The following is a 19,635-nucleotide window of genomic DNA, read 5'->3' as shown; positions in this document are numbered from 1 at the left end:
AAAGACTGATCGGTCTACTTTGTCCATCGTCCCAACCGGAGCATAATCCCTGTTCAACGCCGCAATTACGCAGCCAATCCCGAACATTACCCACGAAGCCATGAAATTAATCCTTGAATCATCGCTCTGCACGCGCCTAGCTTCAGTGGAACCGGATAATTAATAGACCGAGTAGTTCAGGCAATGAGGAGTATGTCCATGGCACCCACCGCGACGGTGACCGAAGCACGAGGGAAGGCCGGCGCAGTAAAGCGGCCGGCGAGAGCTAAAAAGCCCGAGGGGCAATGGAAGATCGATGGCCGGTCGCCGCTCAACCACGCCGAGGAAGTCAAGCAGGAGGAAGACGCGCTCGCCGTGAAGCAGCGCGTGATTGATGTCTACTCCCAGCAGGGCTTTGATTCCATCCCGGCGGATGATCTCAACCCCCGATTCAAGTGGTTGGGGATTTACACTCAACGCCGCCAGGATTTGGGTGGTGAGCTGACGGGCCAGGTCCCCGATGATCAGCTGCAGGATAAGTACCTCATGATGCGGGTGCGCTTCGACGGTGGCCTGGCCTCCCCGGAGCGTCTCCGCGTGGTCGGCGAGATTAGCCGTGATTACGCCCGTTCCACGGCGGACTTCACTGATCGGCAGAACATCCAATTGCATTGGATCCGCATCGAGGATGTACCGGCGATCTGGGACCGGCTGGAGTCCGTCGGGCTGACGACCCTCCTGGGCTGCGGTGATGTCCCGCGCATTATTCTCGGCTCCCCCGTTGCCGGGGTGAGCGCGGAGGAAATCATCGACGCCACACCGGCCATCGAGCGAATCCAGCAGGAGCTTTTACCTAACCCGGAGTTCCACAACCTGCCGCGCAAGTTCAAGTCCGCCATTTCGGGCCATTCGCGCCAGGACGTTACCCACGAGATCCAGGACATTTGCTTCGTCGGCTCGGTCCACCCGGAGCACGGCCCCGGCTTTGAGTGCTTCGTCGGAGGTGGCCTGTCCACCAACCCGATGATCGCGCAGTCGTTGGGAGCGTGGATCCCTCTCGATGAGGTTCCGGACGTGTGGGCCGGGGTTGCTCGAATCTTCCGCGACTATGGTTTCCGTCGCCTGCGCAACCGGGCGCGCTTGAAGTTCTTGGTGGCCCAGTGGGGCATCGAGAAGTTCCGGGAGGTTCTGGAAACGGAGTACCTGGGTCGGCCGCTGATCGATGGCCCCCATCAGCCCATCAATCCGGGCTACCGCGACCACATCGGCGCGCACCCGCAAAAGGATGGCAAGTTCTACCTCGGGGTGAAGCCGACCGTGGGCCACACCACCGGTGAGCAGCTCATCGCTATCGCCGACGTGGCCGAGCGTTTCGGCATCGAGCGCATCCGCACCACCGCGGAGAAGGAACTGCTCTTCCTCGACGTCGAGCGCACTGACCTCACCGCGCTTTCTGACGCCCTGGATGAGACTGGGTTGTTCTCGAAGCCTTCGGAGTGGCGCCGCAACATCATTTCGTGCACGGGCCTCGAGTTTTGCAAGCTCGCCCACGCCACCACCAAAGCTCGGGCCGTGGAATTGGTCGATGAGCTCGAGGATCGGATCGGTGACATTGACGTCCCGGTGCGCATCGCGCTCAATGGCTGCCCCAACTCCTGCGCCCGCACCCAGGTGGCAGACATCGGCTTCAAGGGTCAAACCGTCACCGATGACCAGGGCAACCGCGTCGAGGGGTTCCAGGTGCACCTGGGCGGATCGATGAACATCAACGCCAACTTTGGCCGCAAGGTCAAAGGGCACAAGGTCATCGCCGACGAGGTCGGGAATTACGTCGTCCGCGTGGTCGAGCACTTCAAACAACAGCGCCACGAAGAAGAGACCTTCCAGGAATGGGTCCAGCGCGCCGACGAGGAGGACCTCAAGTGAGTTTTCGCCGCAAGCCCAACCCGAACCGGAATCACCCGCTGTTTTGCCCCTATTGCGCTGGCGAGGTGCTGTTCCCGGCGGTGGAGGATGACTTTGCCTGGTCCTGCTCCGATTGCACGCGGGTGTTTTCTATCCAGTACCACGGCCAAGACGAACCCCCGCAGCGCCCGGCTCCCGCCCGATCCACCAACCAAGCCATCCAAGAATCACTTCACCGACACGGAATCCAACTCACTCGAGTGGGAGGTGCCCAATGAACCTACTCTCCGCCACCAAGCGCGACCCCCAGGTCAGCCCGCCCGGCCCGAACACCACCGCACCACTCGACCCGCGCACGGCCCAGCGCAACGCCGAACTGGTGGATACCTTCGCCGAGCAGCTCTACGATGCCTCCGCCGAGACCATCCTCGCCTGGGCAGCAGAACACGTCCCCGGTGACGTCGCGGTGACCTTGTCCATGGAAAACACCGTGCTCGCGGAGCTCGCTGCGCGGCATCTGCCGCAGGCAGACTTCCTTTTCCTCGATACCGGCTACCACTTTGAGCAGACGCTGGCGGTAGCGGACGGCGTCGATAAGCGATATCCCCAGCGACTCGTGCGGGCCCTGCCAGTGCTCACCCGCGCTGAGCAGGATGCCACCTACGGGGTGGCCCTGTATGGGCGCGACCCGGCGGCGTGTTGCCGGATGCGCAAGGTCGAGCCGCTGGCCGTGAACTTAAGCCCGTATGCGGGATGGGTGACCGGGTTGCGGCGCGCCGACGGGCCGACCCGCGCGCAGGCACCGGCGCTGAGCCTCGATGCCACGGGGCGGCTGAAAATCTCCCCGATCATCACGTGGTCGCTGGAGGACACCGAAGCCTTCATCGCCGACAACGACCTCATCCGACACCCCCTGACCACGCAGGGCTACCCCTCCATCGGGTGCGCCACCTGCACCCTTCCCGTCGCCGACGGCGAGGACCCCCGGGCCGGCCGCTGGGCTGGCAACGCCAAAACAGAATGCGGACTACACACATGACCACAGCGATTGCTACTCAACGCCTCTCCCCTCATCTCAAGGACTTGGAAAACGAGTCCATCCACATCCTCCGCGAGGTAGCGGGGCAGTTCGATTCCATCGGCCTGCTGTTCTCCGGCGGCAAGGATTCCTGCGTGGTGCTGGAGCTCGCTCGCCGCGCGTTCGCCCCCGCCGCCCTGCCGCTGGAACTTCTGCACGTGGACACGGGCCACAACTTCCACGAGGTCATTTCCTTCCGGGATCGCCTCGTCGAGCAGACGGGGGCGCGGCTGCGGGTCGCGCACGTCCAGGACTGGATCGACCGCGGTGACCTGAGCGAACGCCCCGACGGCACCCGCAACCCGCTGCAGACCGTGCCGCTGGTGGAGACCATCGCTGAGCAGGGATATGACGCCGTCCTCGGTGGTGCCCGCCGCGACGAGGAGCGGGCCCGCGCCAAGGAGCGCGTGTTCTCCGTGCGGGATTCTTTCGGCGGCTGGGATCCACGCCGCCAACGCCCCGAGCTGTGGAGCTTGTACAACGGCTCGAAGCTGCCCGGCGAGAATATCCGCGTGTTCCCCATCTCGAATTGGACCGAGGCGGATGTGTGGGAGTACATCGGCGCCCGCGGCATCGACCTGCCATCGATCTATTTCGCCCACGAGCGCGAGGTGTTCAACCGGGACGGCATGTGGCTTACCCCGGGCCCCTGGGGTGGACCGCGGCGCGGGGAAGAACTAGAAACCCGCCGCGTCCGCTACCGCACCGTCGGCGACATGTCCTGCACCGGCGCGGTCGAATCCACCGCCACCACGATCGACGAGATCCTCGCCGAGATCGCCACCTCCACCCTCACTGAGCGCGGCGCCACTCGAGCCGATGACCGCCTCAGCGAATCCGCCATGGAAGACCGCAAGAAAGAGGGCTACTTCTGATGAACGCCTCCACCCTCATCGCCACCCGCGAGACCCTACGCCTGTGCACCGCCGGCTCCGTCGACGATGGAAAATCCACCTTCGTCGGCCGCTTGCTCCACGACACGAAGTCCGTCCTGGCGGATCAGCTCGCCTCCGTCGAGGCGACCTCTGCTGATCGTGGTTTCGATGGCATCGACCTGTCCTTGCTGGTGGATGGCCTCCGTGCCGAACGTGAGCAGGGCATCACCATTGATGTCGCCTACCGCTACTTCGCCACCGATCAGCGCACCTTCATCCTCGCCGACACTCCCGGCCACGTGCAGTACACCCGCAATACGGTCACCGGCATGTCGACGTCCCAGGTCGTGGTTTTGCTTGTCGACGCCCGCCATGGCGTCGTCGAGCAGACCGTTCGCCACCTGACGGTGGCAGCACTGCTGGGCGTGCGCACCGTCATCCTGGCCGTGAACAAGATCGACCTGGTCGACTACTCCGAGTCCGTGTTCCGGGACATCGAAGCATCCTTCGCGGCGGCGGCCGATCGCCTCGGCGTGACGGACACCCACGTTGTCCCCATCTCCGCGCTGCGGGGAGACAACGTCGTCGATCGATCGCTCGCGATGCCGTGGTACACCGGCCCCACCATCCTCTCCCTGCTCGAGGAGGTGGAAGTCACCCGCGGCCGCGCGCACGATCTGGACCTGCGTTTCCCCATCCAGTGGGTCATCCGTGAGCACGCCACCGATTATCGCGGCTACGCCGGCCGAGTCGAGGCCGGCTCGGTCCGGGTGGGGTCGACGGTGACCCTGCCTTATGGCCGGTCGACGGAAATCGTTGGCATTGACTCCACCGACGGTCCGGTCGAGGAGGCCGTGGCCGGTGACTCTGTCACCCTGCTGCTTGCCGACGACGTCGATCTCGCCCGTGGTGACCTCATTTCCGGCGTTCAGCGGCCTGTCGAGGTGCGTCACTTCTCCGCCACCGTGGTTGGGCTCACGGAGAAGGCCCTGCGCGCCGGGGCGCCAGTGAAAGTCCGCTATGGCACCTCACTCGTGCGCGGTCGCATCGCTTCCGTGGACCGACTGCTCGATATCGACGGCCTCGCCGACGTGGACCACCCGGAGGAATTCCAGCTCAACGACATCGCCCACATCAGCATCGATACCGCTGCTGAACTGCCCATTGATGGCTACGCCGCGCGCGGGGCCGTGGGCAGTTTCCTCCTCATTGACCCCGCCAACGGCTCCACCCTGGCCGCCGGCCTGGTGGGCACCCGACTCCGCTAAGGAGGCAGCCATGACCGCCCTAATCACGCTCTCCCACGGCTCGCGTCACCCCGGTTCGGGCGGCGGCATCCGCCGACTCACCCGGGCTGCGGGCCAGCTTATCGACGCCCCCGCTTTCGACGCCCACCTCGAATTCACCGAGCCCACCCTCCCGGATGTGGCTTTCCACCTGGCCGCCGCTGGGCACCGGGAAGCCATCGTCGTGCCCTTGCTGTTCACCGACGCTTTCCACGCCCGCCACGACGTGCCCGAGGTCGTGGCCCAGGCCGCGGAGCACAGTGGGCTCTCCCTCCACGTGGCACCCGGCCTGGGCACGGGCGACTGCGTCGCCGGGGTCCTCTCCCAGCGGGTGGCGCTGGACGCTCCCGCCGACTCCCACGTCGTGCTCTACCCCGTGGGCACCAGCGACGAGGCCGCGCAGGCGGCCCTGGGGGAGCTCGGCGCCCGGGTGGCGGAGCTATCGGGACACTCCGTCTCCGTGGTCCCCGCCACCGGCCCGGCCGGTAGCGGGGGAGCGGGTGTCATCGAAGCGGCCGCGGGACGGTCAGCAGTGCACCTACTGCCCTTGTTCGTCACCGATGGGTTGCTCCTTGATCGTCTCCGCGAGCAGCTTCCGCGCATTGCCGCCGCTACCGGCGCGCGCTTTACCTCCTCTCCACCACTGACCACTGACCTCGCGGCGGTGGTCGCCTCCCGCTACCACTCCGCGCTTTCCCTTCCGGCTGTCTAAGGAAACCCCATGAAAACGCTCATCCTTATCGCCCTGGCAGGCCTCGCTGCCCAGCTTGTCGACGGGGGCCTTGGCATGGGCTTCGGTGCGACATCCACCACCATCCTCATCCTCCTCGCTGGGCTCGGACCGGCCCAGGCCTCCGCGGCGGTCCACGTCGCCGAACTGGGCACGACGTTCGTCTCCGGGGTGAGCCACTGGCGCTTCGGCAACGTCGATTGGCGGGTAGTCTTCCGCCTCGCCATCCCCGGCGCCCTGGGCGCCTTCGCCGGTGCCACCGTCTTGTCCTCCCTGTCCACCGATGCCGCGCGTCCCCTCACCGCCGCCATCCTCGCCGCGATCGGGCTCAACCTCATCTGGCGGTTCTCCCGAGGACGGGTGCGCCGCTCCGTCAATTCCCAACCCCACAGCACCGGATTCCTGGGCGGCCTTGGCCTCTTCGGCGGCTTCATCGATGCCTCCGGCGGTGGCGGCTGGGGGCCGGTGACCACCTCGACGCTGCTCTCGCTCGGACGAACGGAGCCGCGCCGGGTCGTGGGCACGGTCAATACCGCAGAGTTCCTGGTTACCTTGGGCGCCACCTTAGGCTTCGTCATCGGCCTGTGGGAAGAGCTCGTGGCTAATTTGCCGGCCGTCCTCGCCCTGCTCATCGGCGGCACCATCGCCGCCCCGCTGGCGGCGTGGCTGGTTACCCGCCTCAACCCGGTGGCCCTGGGCGGAATCGTGGGCACGCTGTTGTTGCTGCTCAACCTGCCGGTGGTGCTCAAGTTCTTCGCGGTCACCCAGCCGGTTGTGCTCACCCTCCAGCTGGCGACCTTGGTCATTGGCCTGGCCCTGACGTGGGTGGGCTACCAGCGCGCTCGCCGCAATCAGCTCGACGCGGCAGTGGTAACGGGCGTGAAAGAACAACCGAGTAATGATCGCGTGAAGGTTTAATATTTATACCTAATACTTAGATTAAATTCACAAGAATTTAATAAACAATTTGTTTTTCTCACCTAATTCGAGTGTGATCTATGGAACAGTTAGGGAATCAAGTTCCCTGCGTCAAGTCCCTTCGAAGGATGTGAGCTCATGAGTACAACCGCTGAGAAAGACCGTGACCAGCAGAAAGGAAAGAAGGGTGGCTTAGGCGACCGGTTCCTCAATGGAATCGAGTACGTGGGCAACAAACTGCCTGAGCCGTTCACCCTCTTCCTCATCCTGTTCCTCCTCACCGGCATCGCCTCCACCATCATGGCGGTCCAAGACATCACCGTCGCCGTGCCCGGGTCGGACAAAGACCTCACCATCCGGGGCCTGTTCACCGGCGAGGGCATGACGTGGCTGACCACCACGATGGGATCCAACTACATCGGCTTCCCGCCCCTGGTCACCGTCCTCCCCATCCTCCTGGCCACGGGTGTGGCCGAGCGTTCGGGCATGCTCTCGGCGCTGATCCGCAAGCTCTTCGGCTCCGCTAAGCGCTGGATCCTTCCCTACGCCGTGGGCATCGTCGGTGTTACCGCCTCGATCATGGCCGACGCCGCCTTCGTCGTCGTCCCGCCGCTGGCCGCCATGGTGTTCAAGGCAGCGGGCCGTCACCCCGTCGCCGGTCTGCTCGGCGGTTTCGCCGCCGTGGGCGCGGGTTACTCCACCGCACTGTTCCCCACCAGCCTTGATGCGCTGTTCGCCGGAATCACCAACGCCGTGATGGAGACCCTGCCGGGCATCGCCACCACCGAGGTCAACCCGGTCTCCAACTACTACTTCAACATCGCCTCCGCCATCGTCCTCGGTCTGCTGGCCGGCCTCATCACCGACAAGGTCCTCGAACCGCGCATGGTGCGCCAAGGCGTGCCCACCGCGGAGACCCTCAGCGGCGAGGATGCTTCCCAGCGCGGTGACCGCGATGCCGATGGCAACGAGCTCTCCGCCACCTTGACCCGCGAGGAAAACCGCGGCCTCGTCGCCTCTCTGCTGGCGGCTGTGGCGCTGACGATTGTCTTCCTCTGGGCGTTCCTCATGCCCAGCTCCCCGTGGCGCAATGAGGCGGGCAACTTCCTGCCGCAGTCCCCGCTTCTGCAGTCGATCGTGTTCATCGTCTTCTCCTACTTCATGATCATGGGCATCGTCTACGGCCTGTACGTGGGGTCGGTGAAGTCGGTGTCCGACATCGTCAAGATGATGGGCCTGGCCCTCAAGGACATGATCGGCTTCCTCGTGCTGGCGTTCCTCCTCGGCCAGTTCGTCGCACTATTCGCCTGGACCGGCATCGGTACCTACACCGCCGTCAAGGGCGCTGCCTTCCTCGAATCGATCGGGCTCACCGGCTTCGGAGCGATCCTCGCGTTCATTGTCCTGGCGTCGCTGCTCAACCTGCTCATCATCTCCGGCTCGGCCATGTGGACGCTCATGGCGGCGGTCTTCGTCCCGATGTTCGCGCTCATTGGCTTCGAACCCGCCTTCACCCAGGCAGCGTTCCGCGTCGGTGACTCCGCCACCCAGGTCATCACCCCGCTCAACCCGTACATGATTGTCATCCTCGGATTGCTGCGCCGCTACGAACCCAACGCTGGCCTGGGTACCTTGATGTCGCGCCTCATCCCGTTCGTTATTCCCTTCTGGCTCTCCTGGGCGGGATTGCTCGCCATTTGGTACTTCGCGGATCTGCCGCTTGGTCCCGGTGCCCAGATCTTCCTCCAGTAGCAACAGAAGGTAGCGTAAAACAACAATGCATTCGTCAGATCGCACTAATCCGTCCACTGCTTTTCTCGACCACGCCAGCGCTGGCATCGAAGCCCGGATGAAGGAGGTGCAAGAGGCCGCCACCGGCGGTCCCGTGGTCCTGGATGCCTATCCGGGACAGGAGGCGGCGTGGACGACGGCGTCGGCAAGCGCGGAAGCGCTGGAACCGGAACTGACCGCCCTCCTGCAAAACCTCCATGCCCACCCTGAGGTGGCGTTCGAGGAGGTCCACGCGCAGCGGACCATCGCCGAGCTGCTGGAGGCGAAGGGCTTTGCCGTGGAACGCGGAGTGCACGGAGTGGAGACGTCGCTGCGGACGCTTTATGACGCCCCCGGCTACGACCCCGCCCGCCACCGCACCGTCGCCATCCTGGCGGAATACGATGCCCTACCGGGCATCGGGCACGCCTGCGGGCACAACATCATCGCCGCCGCCGGCGTCGGCGCCTTCCTGTCCGCGGTCGAGGCACTCCGCTCGTCGGGCATGGGCGGCCGCATCGTCTTCCTGGGCACGCCCGCGGAGGAGGGGCATTCCGGCAAGGAGTACATGATTCGTGGCGGCATGCTTGACGGCATTGACGTCGCCATCATGATCCACCCCTTCGGCTACGACATCTCCAGCCACTACTGGCTCGGCCGCCGCACCCTCCAAGCGACCTTCCACGGGGTTGCAGCGCACGCCAGCTCGCAGCCGTTCATGGGACGCAACGCCCTCGACGCCGCCACCCTCGCCTACCAGGCGATGGGGCTGCTGCGGCAGCAAATGGCGCCGAGCGATCGCCTGCATTCCGTCATCACCGACGGCGGGCACCGCCCCTCCGTCATCCCCGAGACCGCGTCCCTGGACATCTACGTCCGCTCGCTGCTCACCGAATCGCTCGTCGATCTCTCCGCCCGCGTGGACAACATCCTCGACGGTGCCGCGCTCATGACCGGCTGCACCGTCGAGCGGCAGTGGGATGTTCACCCCACGACCCTGCCGATCCGCAACAATGAGACGCTGCTCGGTCGCTGGACCCACACCCAGGCCCTCCGGGGCCGGACCGCCGCCCCCGCCGGCGTGGTGCCCGACTCGCTCGCCGCGTCGACCGACTTCGGCAACGTGTCCCAGCTCGTCCCTGGAATCCACCCCATGGTCAAGGTCTCCCCGCCCGATGTCGCCCTCCACACGGCGGCGTTCGCGGAATGGGCCGGATCCCCCGAGGCCACCCGGGCCGCGGTCGACTCCTCCGCCGGCCTCGCCCAGGTCGCGATGGATGTGCTGGGGGATGACGCCCTGGCGGCGGCAGCCCTCGCCGAGTTCAACGCCACCGGAGGGAAATTCAGCGTCGCTGATCAACTGGGGTGAGGTGGCTTATGCTCTGAGGCATGAATCAACCCCTCTTCGTTGCCGCAGTCCCCGGTGAAGTGACCCAGCTTCCCGAGGGCACCACCCTCCTCATCACCGGCATTGGCACGCTGGCCGCAGCCATCTCCTTAACCGAGTACCTGGCTAACGCCCGCGCTACCGGCCAGCTGCCCTCCCGGATCATCAACGTCGGCACCGCCGGGGCACTTCGCCCCGAGCTGGGCGACGGCGTCTACGAAATCAACTCCGTGTTCAAGCACGACTTCGATTCCGACGTGGTGCCCGGGGTGGCCGAGCGTTTCAGCCCGGACGTCATCGAACCCACGACGTCCGGGCTGTTCCCGGTGGCCTCCCTGGCCACCGGGGATACCTTTGTCAACGACTCCGCAAAGAAGGAGGCCCTGGCCTCCCGCGCCGGGCTCGTCGACATGGAAGGCTATGCCATCGCCGCCGTGGGCCTGCACTTCGGCGTGCCCGTGACGCTGCTCAAGCAGATCTCCGACCATGCAGACGAAGCCACGGCCTCGGGCTGGGCGGACTCGTTGGACGAGTGCTCCCGCAAGATTGCCGAGGCCGTGGCCAAGCTCAACTTCTAAGGTTTACTCCGGTTCGGTTTCCACAACCTTGCGGAAGCGCGGCAGGATACCGCCGGATTCGGATTTACCCTCAGCCGAATCCTCGTTCCTCCGGCGACCCATCGACCGGAGCTTGTCGCGCACTCCCTCGAACGCTTCCTTGGAGGTGACGTTCGTGCCCTCCTTGGTGGCGATTTCAATGTCATCGATGGAGATCTCACCCGCACGCAGGGCGACCATCTCCGAGTGGTAGCGGAACCACACGGCGATGGTGGCCGCGACGGGGACGGCGAGGAAGGCACCGACGATGCCAAACATCGTGGAACCGACCGTGACCGAGAGCAGCACAACCGCGGCGTGAAGGTTCATCGCCTTTGACTGCAGGATCGGCTGGAGGATATTGCCCTCGATCTGCTGGACCAGGATGATGAGCGCGAGCACGAGAAGAGCGTTGGTCAGTCCGTTGGTCACCAGCGCGATGATGACGGCCAGCGCGCCGGCGGTGAAAGCACCGACGATGGGGATGAACCCGGCGAAGAACGTGATCACGGCGAGCACCAGCGCCAGCGGGACGCCGAGGATGAGCAAACCGATGCCGATGAAGACAGCATCAACCAAGGACACCAGCGCCTGCGTGCGGATGAATCCGGCGAGGGTGTTCCACGTGCGGGTGAGGACCTCGGTGAGGTGCCAACCAACATTCGAGCCGGTGTACTTGCGTACCCAAGGCAGGAACTTGGAGCCGTCCTTGAGGAAGAAGAAGGTGAGCACAAGCATGACGACGAGCGTCACCACCACCGACGTCGCGGCGGAGAGTCCGCTGAAAACGCCGGAAGCGATGTTCGCGGATTGCTGGCGGACGTAGTTGACCACGTCATCGAGCGCGCCGCTGAACTGACCCAGGTCGATGTCGAAGGGCCCGTCCTGGATCCACTTGCTGATCCGGTCGATGCCGTTGGAGGCCTCCGTGACCAGCGATGCTCCCTGGTCACGCACCGTCGGGGCCATGGCGGCGAAAACGCCGATAATGGCGGCGAAAAAGCCGATGATCGTGGCAATCGCCGCAAGGGCCGCCGGGAAACGCAACGTGTTGCGGAAGAAGCTGGTCACCGGCCACAACACGGAGGTAACCAGGATGGCGAGCAAGATGGGCAGGAGGCCGACCCACACCTTCCCCAGCAGCTGGAGGGCCAAGTATCCGGCCACCACCATGATGATGAACCGCAACGCCCACCCGGCAGCCCACCGGCCATCACGGCCGATGATGACTCCGCGGTCGGTGACCTCCTCGGTATCAGAGGGGATCGGGCGATCATCGGCGATCTCTGCGATGGTATCGGAGAGGTCCCGGGTGTCCGTGCCGTGCATCCCGGGCTTCTGGGGATCAAGTGGTGTGCTCATAAGAAGTTCTATTCTGCCAGAGAAACCTTCTTTGTTCCTAGCACGCCAAAACGGTGCATGGTCTGGGAAATTGCTTGCTCCAGAAGGAAAGGTAGAAGTTCACGGCGGCCATCGGCAATCACCGGGGCATCGAGGATGACCGATCCGGATTCCGCGGCGGCTGAATAAAGGTCGTCGCTGACGTCACCAAGCGCCCGAACTCGGGCTCCGGTGAGGCCGGTCAGCTCGGCAGCGAAGGCATCGTTGCTGATAGCGCGGGCGTGGATGCCAGCCTGGGACAGCTCGCGGGCGACGGACTCGCGGGCGGAAATATCCACCGCGGTGCCGGTGCGCAGAGCTGCCAGTTGAAGACGCAAGACATCACGAAGCGCGGCGTTGTCACCGACGCGGATGCGCAGCGGATCGAGCAGCGGGCGGTAGCGGAAGATGTTGGCTTCCGAGCGCAGCGCCGTGAGGTCGTGGGTGGCGCCGAATTCCTCGCGCCAGGCCAGCTCATCGAGCTCGGCGGCGGTGGTGAGCCAGCGAAGATCCTCATCGCTGAGCAGCTCGGCGGCGCGGCGCAGGAAGTCAGCCGCGGTGCTGGGCAGCTGCACCTGCGCGATGTCGAGTGAACCATCGGACCACACGCCCTGCTGGGCAACGTAGTTCGGGCCGCCGGCCTTGGCCCCGGCACCGATGACCGAGTCTTTCCAGCCACCGAAGGACTGGCGCTGGACGATCGCGCCGGTGATACCGCGGTTGATGTAGGCGTTGCCCACCTCGACGCGATCGGTCCAGAGATCAACCTCCTCCGGATCGAGGGAGTGGATGCCGCCGGTAAGCCCGAACCCGGTGGAGTTCTGCCACTCGATGGCTTCCTCCAAGGTGGAGGCGTGCATGATGCCGAGGACGGGGCCGAAGCACTCGTGGGTATGGAACCAGGAGCCGGGGGCCACGTTGTCGCGGATACCCGGGGTCCAGAACCGGCCCTCCTCATCGAGCTGGCGGGGCTTGAGCAGCCAGGACTCGCCCTCATCCAGCTGGGTGAGGCCACGCTGTAGCTTCTCGCCGGGAGGAGAGATGAGGCCGTTCATCGTGGTGGTGATGTCGGTGCCGGGGCCGACGCGGAGGGTGGAGACGGCGTCGATAAGCTGCTCCCGCAGACGGCGGGACTGGCCCGCGGCGCCGACCAAGATGACCAGCGAGGATGCCGAGCACTTCTGGCCGGAGTGGCCGAAGGCGGAGCGGTAGATGTCGGCGACGGCGAGGTCCGGGTCGGCCGCTGGGGTGACGATGATGGCGTTCTTGCCCGAGGTCTCCGCCGAAATATCCATCTCGGGGCGCCAGGAGCGGAAAAGCTTCGCGGTCTCGGAGGCGCCGGTGAGGATGATGTGATCGACGTCCTCGTGGGAGATGAGGCGCTGGCCGGCATCAGCCTCGTCGGTGCGCAGTAACTGGACCAGGTCGCGGTCGATGCCGTGGGCGTCGAGGCCGCGATGAATGGCGTTGACCAGCACCTGAGCGCAGTCGACCACCTCCGGGGCGGGGGAAAGGATCACCGCGGAACCCGCCGCGAGGGCCGAGGTCACGCCGCCGCAGGGGATGGCGACGGGGAAGTTCCACGGCGGGACCACGACGGTGACAGCGTGCGGGGTGAACTCGGAACGAGCCTCATCGAGCAGGCGCGCAGACTGGCCGTAATAGGTGGCGAAGTCGATGGCCTCGGAGATCTCCGGGTCCGACTGATCGACGGTCTTACCGGCTTCGTGGGCCATGACGGTGATGAACTCGCCGCGGGCTTTCGCCAGCTCATTGGCGATGGTGTCCAACACGGTGGCGCGCTCGGCGCCCGATTTCTGCGCCCACCGCTCCGATAGCTGGCGGGCGGTGGCCACGGCGGCGTCGACAAGCGCGGGATCGGTGATTTCCTCCTGCTCGATGGTGACCGGCTCGGCGGCGAGGGCCGCCAGCGCCCATTCGCGGCTGGCGCGCAGAGCGGGATCGGTGTCCGGTTCGTTGATGAAGCGACCGGTGTCCGGGGCCTGCTTGGCGTCCTCCACGCGGCGATCCTGACTACGTCGGGGCCGGTCAGAGACCTCCCAGCGATCCTCGACGGCGCGCTTGAACGCTTCCTCCTGGCGGTCCATCGGCGTGGTGCCCGGCGCGAACAGCGAGTGGAGGAAGTTCTGCTCCTCAGCGTTTTCCTCCAGACGGCGGACGAGGTAGCTGACGGCGACGTCGAAGTCCTCGGCGTGCACGACCGGGGTGTAAAGGATCATCCGGCCGATGGCCTCGCGGACCAGGCGGGACTGCTCGGGGGACATACCCTGGAGCATCTCCGCGTCCACCTGCTTCTCGACGCCGCGGGCGACCGCCAGCTCCCACGCCGCCGCGACGGTAAAGAGGTTGTGGCTGGCGATGCCGATGCGCACGTTGGCGGCGTGCTCAGGGGTGAGGATCCAATCCACCAGGCGCAGGTAGTTGGCATCGACGTCATGCTTGGTGGCGTAGGGGGCCTGCGGCCAGCCGTGGACCTCGGACTCGACCTTCTCCATCGAGAGGTTCGCGCCCTTGACCAGGCGAATCTTGATGGGAGCGCCACCGTTGCTCACTCGCTCGGCGGCGAAGGCAGCCAACTCCTGCAGTGCCTCGAAGCTATCCGGCAGGTAGGCCTGCAGCACGATGCCGGCCTCCAGGTGGGTGAACTCCTCCTCGCTGAGCAGCTCGGTGAACAGGCGAATGGTCAGGCGCAGGTCCTTGTACTCCTCCATGTCCAGGTTGATGAACACGCCGTTGTACTTGGCGGCCTGGTACATCGGACGCAGCTGGTCCTTGAGCCGGAGCAGGGAACCTTCGAGGTCCCAGGGGTTGAGCTGGGCGCACAGGCTGGAGGCCTTGACGGAGACGTAGGTGACGCGCGGGTTGGAGATGAGGGCGAGGGTGCGTTCGGCGCGGCGCTCGGCCTCGTCGTGGCCCAACACTGCCTCACCGAGGAGGTTGAGGTTGAGCTGGGTGTCGTCCTTCGCAGACTTGTCCAGCAGCTTGTTGAGGGCCTTGCCATCCGCGTCGAGGACGAGGTGGCCGACCATCTGACGCAGGCGCATCCGGGCGACGGGCATGACGATCTGGGGGAACAGGGTGCCCAGCTTGCCGCCAAGCTGCAGCGCCGACTTGTTCAGCGGGCCGAGGAACTTCGGTCCCTCCGGCATCTGCGCAAGGGCGTTGGCGGCGGTGGCATTGTCCTCGGGGCGGGCGACCCGGTCGACGAACTGCATGGTGAAGGCCACGCCCTTAGGGTCGCGCACGAGCTCCGCTAGTTCGCGGGTGCCCTTCGCAGCGCTTTTCGACGTCCCCGCGGCACCGGGGGCACTGGCGTCCAGCCAGGCGCGGGCACGGTCGATGGCCGCAGGCATGACGGATTCAAGGGTTGGCTGAGGGTGGGACATGAGAATGGGGTCCTTATCGGTAGTGGGCTGAAACGGTGGTGATGGGGGAGTTTCAGTCGACTACCGGCGGACGGTCGCTGCTACGCCGAGTTCGGGTGTGCTCGCGGTTCATGGCAGTGTGCACCGCCTTTCAGTTCTCCCGGCACGCTAGCGCGCCCCAGGGTGTGGGCGGCATTTGTGACGGTGGTCTCTCACGTGTGAGTACCTGTATTAACTCACAAGGGTGCGATGCCGTCAAGATCGGGTCTAATAACGGGTTTGGGTGCACTAATTTAGGGGGCGTGAGCAGGCATTTTAAAAAAAGTTGAGTCAGGTGGGAACAACTTTGGAAGGTGTGCCGTTGTGTGAAGTGTCAGATTGAGTGACCCTCGCTCAAGGCGTGCTGGTACAGTGGGCCTGGATAAGTTGAGTCACTCGCAATCAACTTCACAAAAATCCCTAACAACATGGAGGAAATACAACATGGGACGCGCAGTAGGAATTGACCTCGGTACCACCAACTCGGTGGTGTCCGTTCTGGAGGGCGGCGAGCCCGTCGTCATCGCTAACGCCGAAGGTTCCCGGACCACCCCGTCCGTCGTCGCCTTTGCCAAGAACGGCGAGGTCCTCGTCGGCCAGTCCGCCAAGAACCAGGCAGTGACCAACGTCGACCGCACCATCCGCTCCGTCAAGCGCCACATCGGCACCGACTGGAGCACCGACATTGATGGCAAGAAGTACACCCCGCAGGAGATCTCCGCTCGTACCCTTATGAAGCTGAAGCGGGACGCTGAGGCCTACCTGGGCGAGGATGTCACCGATGCCGTGATTACCGTGCCCGCTTACTTCGAGGACGCACAGCGCCAGGCTACGAAGGAAGCCGGCCAGATCGCCGGACTCAACGTCCTGCGCATTGTCAACGAGCCCACCGCTGCTGCCCTGGCTTACGGCCTGGAGCGCGGCGACAAGGAGCAGACCATCCTGGTCTTCGACCTTGGTGGCGGCACCTTCGACGTCTCCCTCCTGGAGATCGGCGACGGCGTTGTGGAAGTTCGCGCCACCGCTGGTGACAACAAGCTCGGCGGCGATGACTGGGATCAGCGCATCGTTGACTGGCTGGTGGACAAGTTCAAGGCTTCCCACGGCATTGACCTGACCAAGGACAAGATGGCCCTGCAGCGTCTGCGCGAGGCCGCTGAGAAGGCCAAGATCGAACTGTCTTCCTCCCAGCAGGCCACGATCAACCTGCCGTACATCACGGTGGACGCTGACAAGAACCCGCTCTTCCTGGATGAGACCCTGACTCGCACCGAGTTCCAGAAGATCACCCAGGACCTGCTCGACCGCACCAAGGAGCCGTTCAACCAGGTCATCAAGGACTCTGGCATGTCTGTCTCCGACATCGATCACGTTGTGCTCGTCGGTGGCTCCACCCGTATGCCGGCCGTCACCGAAATGGTCAAGGAACTGACCGGTGGCCGCGAGCCGAACAAGGGCGTTAACCCGGACGAGGTCGTCGCTGTCGGTGCTGCCCTGCAGGCTGGCGTTCTCCGCGGCGAGGTCAAGGACGTGCTGCTGCTCGACGTCACCCCGCTCTCCCTCGGCATTGAGACCAAGGGTGGCGTGATGACCAAGCTCATCGAGCGCAACACCACCATCCCGACCAAGCGCTCCGAGACGTTCACCACCGCCGAAGACAGCCAGCCCTCCGTGCAGATCCAGGTCTTCCAGGGCGAGCGCGAGATGGCTTCCGCCAACAAGCTGCTCGGTTCCTTCGAGCTCGGCGGCATCGCTCCGGCACCGCGTGGCGTCCCGCAGATCGAGGTCACCTTCGACATCGACGCCAACGGCATCGTCCACGTCACCGCCAAGGACAAGGGCACCGGCAAGGAGAACACGATCAAGATCCAGGACGGCTCCGGCCTGTCCCAGGAAGAGATTGACCGCATGGTCAAGGACGCCGAGGCTCACGCCGAGGAGGACAAGAAGCGCCGCGAGGAGCAGGAGACCCGCAACAACGCTGAGTCCATGGTCTACCAGACCCGCAAGTTCATGGAAGAGAACTCGGACAAGCTCTCCGAGGACATCAAGGCCAAGGTCGAAGAGGCTGCCAAGGGAGTCGACGAGGCCCTCAAGGGCGAGGACCTCGACGCCATCAAGGCTTCCGTGGAGAAGCTGTCCACCGAGTCCCAGGAAATGGGCAAGGCCATCTACGAGGCAGAGGCTAACGCCGGTGCCACCCAGGCCGAAGCCCCGACCGACAACGCCGATGACAACGTCGTCGACGCCGAGGTCGTTGAGGACGACGCACCTGAGGCAGACGAGGAGAAGAAGTAGTGACCAACCCCAATCCGTCAATGCCCGATAACCCGGGCGACCCGGAGCACACCGATCCGGAGGCAACCTCGGCCGAGCGGGCCGAAGCTGCCGCCGAGGAGGCTGCCCAGGCCCACGGTGCGGGTGAGTTCGATCCGGCCCTCGAGGCGGAAATCGAGGATGCTTTCGCCAACGTCGATCCCGATCACGATGGCGACGGCCAGGTCTCTGACATCGAGGCTCAGCTCGCTGAGCGCACCGAAGATCTGCAGCGCATCAGCGCCGAGTACGCCAACTACCGTCGGCGGACCGAGCGCGACCGCCAGGGGATCATCGACACCGCTAAGGCAGCCGTTCTGACCCAGCTCGTACCGATCTTGGACGATCTGGATCTGGCTCGCCAGCACGGTGACTTGGAAACCGGAACCCCCCTGCGGGCTTTCGCCGACAAGCTCACCACGACGCTGGATGGCCAGAAGCTCGTCGCCTTCGGCGTGGAAGGTGACCCCTTCGACCCGGAGATCCATGAGGCAGTCCAAGACCTGTCGAATGGAGAAGAGAAGGTCATCGGTACCGTCCTGCGCCGTGGCTACCGCGTCGGTGACCGCCTGGTCCGCAACGCGATGGTCATCATCGCGGACCCGGCCGGTGAGGCTGGCGGGGTTGGCGGAGCTAACAACGCCTAAGCGCAACCGCTACTGTGAGACATCGCCGCCGTACCTGGGAATGGAGCCAAGCCCCGATCCCAGGGGCGGCGATGTGCACGTTTCACGCATGATGAAGATAGAAGACTTTTTGGAAGGAGGAGATGCCCAGTGACTGTTCAACGTGAATGGGCAGACAAGAACTACTATGCGGATCTGGGGGTCTCCTCGTCCGCGAGCAATGATGAGATCAAGAAGGCCTACCGCAAGCTGGCCCGGGACAACCACCCGGACAAGCACCCCGGCGATAAGGCCGCTGAAGAGCGCTTTAAAAAAGTAGCCGAGGCCTATGATGTCGTCGGCGACGAAGCCAAGCGCAAAGAGTATGACGAGCTGAAAGCCATGTTGCGTGGCGGTGGGTACGGAGGCGCCGGATTCCCCGGCGGGTTTCGGCAGACGCAGCAGGAAGACTTCGACGTCTCGGACCTCTTCGGGCAGGGAACCCGAGGATCCGGTGGAGGATTTTCTGCGGACGGCGGCCTGGGCGATATCTTCGGTGGCCTTTTCAACCGCGGCGGCGCTCCTCGCCACTCAGCTCGGCCGACGCGGGGACAAGATGTCGAAACTGAACTCACTTTGGACTTCCGGGAAGCGGCGAAAGGGACCACGATCCCCCTCCAAATAAGTGGAGAGGCCCCGTGTAACACGTGCCATGGTTCCGGTTCCAAGTCGGGCAACCCTTCGACGTGTCCGGTGTGTTCCGGTACGGGCTACACCTCGGAAAACCGGGGCGCGTTCGGGTTCTCCGCTCCGTGCACCAACTGTGATGGAACGGGGCAGGTCATCACCGACCCGTGTACCACCTGCCACGGTTCCGGCACGGTCCACCGCACCCGCTCGATCACCGTTCGCATCCCGGCGGGCGTTATTGATGGGCAGAAGGTGCGCCTGGCGGGGCAAGGCGAGGCAGGCCCGAACGGCAAGCCGGCCGGTGACCTCTTCGTCACCGTGCACGTCAAGCCCGACAAGGTGTTCACCCGCTCCGGCGACGACCTCGAAGTCACCATCCCGGTGTCCTTCGCGGAACTCGCCCTCGGTGACACCATCTCGGTCCCGACTCTCGACGCCCCCGTCAAGGTCAAGGTCCCCGCGGGGACCCCGAACGGCCGCACGCTGCGCGTGCGGGGCAGGGGCATTCCCAAGCGCGGTGATTCGGCCGGTGATCTCCTCGTCACCGTCGAAGTCGCGGTTCCGAAGAATCTCGACGCCGCCGCAAACAGCGCCCTGCGTACCTATGCGCAGGCGGAGAAGAGCTCCGGGTTTAGTCCCCGCGCGGACTGGCCCGGCAACAAATAAGTAGAAGATAAGCAGAAGGAGGAGGTGGA

At 64.8% G+C, this 19,635-nt stretch carries 15 protein-coding genes; 13 read left to right on the top strand and 2 right to left on the bottom strand.

Translation table 11 applies throughout. The features are described from left to right. The first annotated feature begins 198 nt into the window (after positions 1 to 198). From CTEST_RS12020 to CTEST_RS11980, 10 genes are all read left to right on the top strand, one after another. A complete protein-coding gene (locus tag CTEST_RS12020; RefSeq protein WP_047254449.1) occupies positions 199 to 1,905 on the top strand; it encodes a nitrite/sulfite reductase in 1,707 nt (568 codons plus the stop codon). Beyond that, positions 1,902 to 2,162, top strand: a complete 261-nt coding sequence (locus tag CTEST_RS13875; RefSeq protein ID WP_083985605.1) for a hypothetical protein — start codon at positions 1,902 to 1,904, stop codon at positions 2,160 to 2,162. The genes CTEST_RS12020 and CTEST_RS13875 overlap by 4 nt, the downstream gene beginning before the upstream one ends. Next, on the top strand, positions 2,159 to 2,923 hold the full coding sequence (locus tag CTEST_RS12015) for a phosphoadenylyl-sulfate reductase (protein WP_047253939.1): 765 nt from the start codon (positions 2,159 to 2,161) through the stop codon (positions 2,921 to 2,923). The genes CTEST_RS13875 and CTEST_RS12015 overlap by 4 nt, the downstream gene beginning before the upstream one ends. After that, positions 2,920 to 3,837 carry a sulfate adenylyltransferase subunit CysD gene (gene cysD, locus CTEST_RS12010; RefSeq protein ID WP_144413284.1) on the top strand — a complete coding sequence of 306 codons (918 nt, stop codon included), beginning with the start codon at positions 2,920 to 2,922 and terminating at the stop codon, positions 3,835 to 3,837. The genes CTEST_RS12015 and cysD overlap by 4 nt, the downstream gene beginning before the upstream one ends. Then, positions 3,837 to 5,105, top strand: a complete 1,269-nt coding sequence (locus CTEST_RS12005) for a sulfate adenylyltransferase subunit 1 (protein ID WP_047253937.1) — start codon at positions 3,837 to 3,839, stop codon at positions 5,103 to 5,105. The genes cysD and CTEST_RS12005 overlap by 1 nt, the downstream gene beginning before the upstream one ends. Positions 5,106 to 5,115: 10 nt before the next feature. Next, positions 5,116 to 5,835: a sirohydrochlorin chelatase gene (locus CTEST_RS12000; protein ID WP_047253936.1), complete on the top strand. Its 720-nt coding sequence runs from the start codon at positions 5,116 to 5,118 to the stop codon at positions 5,833 to 5,835. A gap of 9 nt (positions 5,836 to 5,844) precedes the next feature. Beyond that, positions 5,845 to 6,771: a sulfite exporter TauE/SafE family protein gene (locus tag CTEST_RS11995; protein ID WP_047253935.1), complete on the top strand. Its 927-nt coding sequence runs from the start codon at positions 5,845 to 5,847 to the stop codon at positions 6,769 to 6,771. Between the two features lie 138 nt (positions 6,772 to 6,909). Further along, complete coding sequence (locus CTEST_RS11990; protein ID WP_083985603.1) at positions 6,910 to 8,523, top strand: AbgT family transporter; 1,614 nt, start codon at positions 6,910 to 6,912, stop codon at positions 8,521 to 8,523. 25 nt (positions 8,524 to 8,548) lie between these two features. Then, entirely contained in the window at positions 8,549 to 9,910 is a 1,362-nt protein-coding gene (locus CTEST_RS11985) for a M20 family metallopeptidase (RefSeq protein WP_047253934.1), read from the top strand. A gap of 20 nt (positions 9,911 to 9,930) precedes the next feature. Continuing rightward, positions 9,931 to 10,506: a nucleosidase gene (locus CTEST_RS11980; RefSeq protein WP_047253933.1), complete on the top strand. Its 576-nt coding sequence runs from the start codon at positions 9,931 to 9,933 to the stop codon at positions 10,504 to 10,506. A 3-nt stretch (positions 10,507 to 10,509) separates the two neighbouring features. Here CTEST_RS11980 and CTEST_RS11975 read toward each other — a convergent pair whose 3' ends face one another. Next, a complete protein-coding gene (locus tag CTEST_RS11975) occupies positions 10,510 to 11,886 on the bottom strand; it encodes an AI-2E family transporter (RefSeq protein ID WP_144413283.1) in 1,377 nt (458 codons plus the stop codon). Positions 11,887 to 11,894: 8 nt separating this feature from the next. Then, on the bottom strand, positions 11,895 to 15,311 hold the full coding sequence (locus CTEST_RS11970) for a bifunctional proline dehydrogenase/L-glutamate gamma-semialdehyde dehydrogenase (RefSeq protein WP_047253931.1): 3,417 nt from the start codon (positions 15,309 to 15,311) through the stop codon (positions 11,895 to 11,897). A gap of 462 nt (positions 15,312 to 15,773) precedes the next feature. Here CTEST_RS11970 and dnaK point away from each other — a divergent pair, with 462 nt between their 5' ends. From dnaK to dnaJ, 3 genes are all read left to right on the top strand, one after another. After that, entirely contained in the window at positions 15,774 to 17,627 is a 1,854-nt protein-coding gene (gene dnaK, locus CTEST_RS11965) for a molecular chaperone DnaK (protein WP_047253930.1), read from the top strand. Continuing rightward, positions 17,627 to 18,292, top strand: a complete 666-nt coding sequence (grpE, locus tag CTEST_RS11960; protein ID WP_047253929.1) for a nucleotide exchange factor GrpE — start codon at positions 17,627 to 17,629, stop codon at positions 18,290 to 18,292. Before dnaK ends, grpE begins: the two co-directional genes overlap by 1 nt. A gap of 129 nt (positions 18,293 to 18,421) precedes the next feature. Continuing rightward, positions 18,422 to 19,606, top strand: coding sequence for a molecular chaperone DnaJ (gene dnaJ, locus CTEST_RS11955; RefSeq protein WP_047253928.1), 1,185 nt, complete (start codon positions 18,422 to 18,424; stop codon positions 19,604 to 19,606). Positions 19,607 to 19,635 lie beyond the last annotated feature (29 nt).

The organism is Corynebacterium testudinoris (assembly GCF_001021045.1).
GTDB lineage: Bacteria > Actinomycetota > Actinomycetes > Mycobacteriales > Mycobacteriaceae > Corynebacterium > Corynebacterium testudinoris.
Note: the sequence above shows the minus strand (reverse complement) of the source record. Positions and strands in the feature narration are given on the sequence as shown.

Excerpts from the sequence above, each read along its gene's own strand:
- CTEST_RS12020 (WP_047254449.1), top strand. The coding sequence starts at position 199 with ATGGCACCCACCGCGACGGTGACCGAAGCACGAGGGAAGGCCGGCGCA.
- CTEST_RS12015 (WP_047253939.1), top strand. The coding sequence starts at position 2,159 with ATGAACCTACTCTCCGCCACCAAGCGCGACCCCCAGGTCAGCCCGCCC.
- cysD (WP_144413284.1), top strand. The coding sequence starts at position 2,920 with ATGACCACAGCGATTGCTACTCAACGCCTCTCCCCTCATCTCAAGGAC.
- CTEST_RS12005 (WP_047253937.1), top strand. The coding sequence starts at position 3,837 with ATGAACGCCTCCACCCTCATCGCCACCCGCGAGACCCTACGCCTGTGC.
- CTEST_RS12000 (WP_047253936.1), top strand. The coding sequence starts at position 5,116 with ATGACCGCCCTAATCACGCTCTCCCACGGCTCGCGTCACCCCGGTTCG.
- CTEST_RS11995 (WP_047253935.1), top strand. The coding sequence starts at position 5,845 with ATGAAAACGCTCATCCTTATCGCCCTGGCAGGCCTCGCTGCCCAGCTT.
- CTEST_RS11990 (WP_083985603.1), top strand. The coding sequence starts at position 6,910 with ATGAGTACAACCGCTGAGAAAGACCGTGACCAGCAGAAAGGAAAGAAG.
- CTEST_RS11985 (WP_047253934.1), top strand. The coding sequence starts at position 8,549 with ATGCATTCGTCAGATCGCACTAATCCGTCCACTGCTTTTCTCGACCAC.
- CTEST_RS11980 (WP_047253933.1), top strand. The coding sequence starts at position 9,931 with ATGAATCAACCCCTCTTCGTTGCCGCAGTCCCCGGTGAAGTGACCCAG.
- CTEST_RS11975 (WP_144413283.1), bottom strand. The coding sequence starts at position 11,886 with ATGAGCACACCACTTGATCCCCAGAAGCCCGGGATGCACGGCACGGAC.
- CTEST_RS11970 (WP_047253931.1), bottom strand. The coding sequence starts at position 15,311 with ATGTCCCACCCTCAGCCAACCCTTGAATCCGTCATGCCTGCGGCCATC.
- dnaK (WP_047253930.1), top strand. The coding sequence starts at position 15,774 with ATGGGACGCGCAGTAGGAATTGACCTCGGTACCACCAACTCGGTGGTG.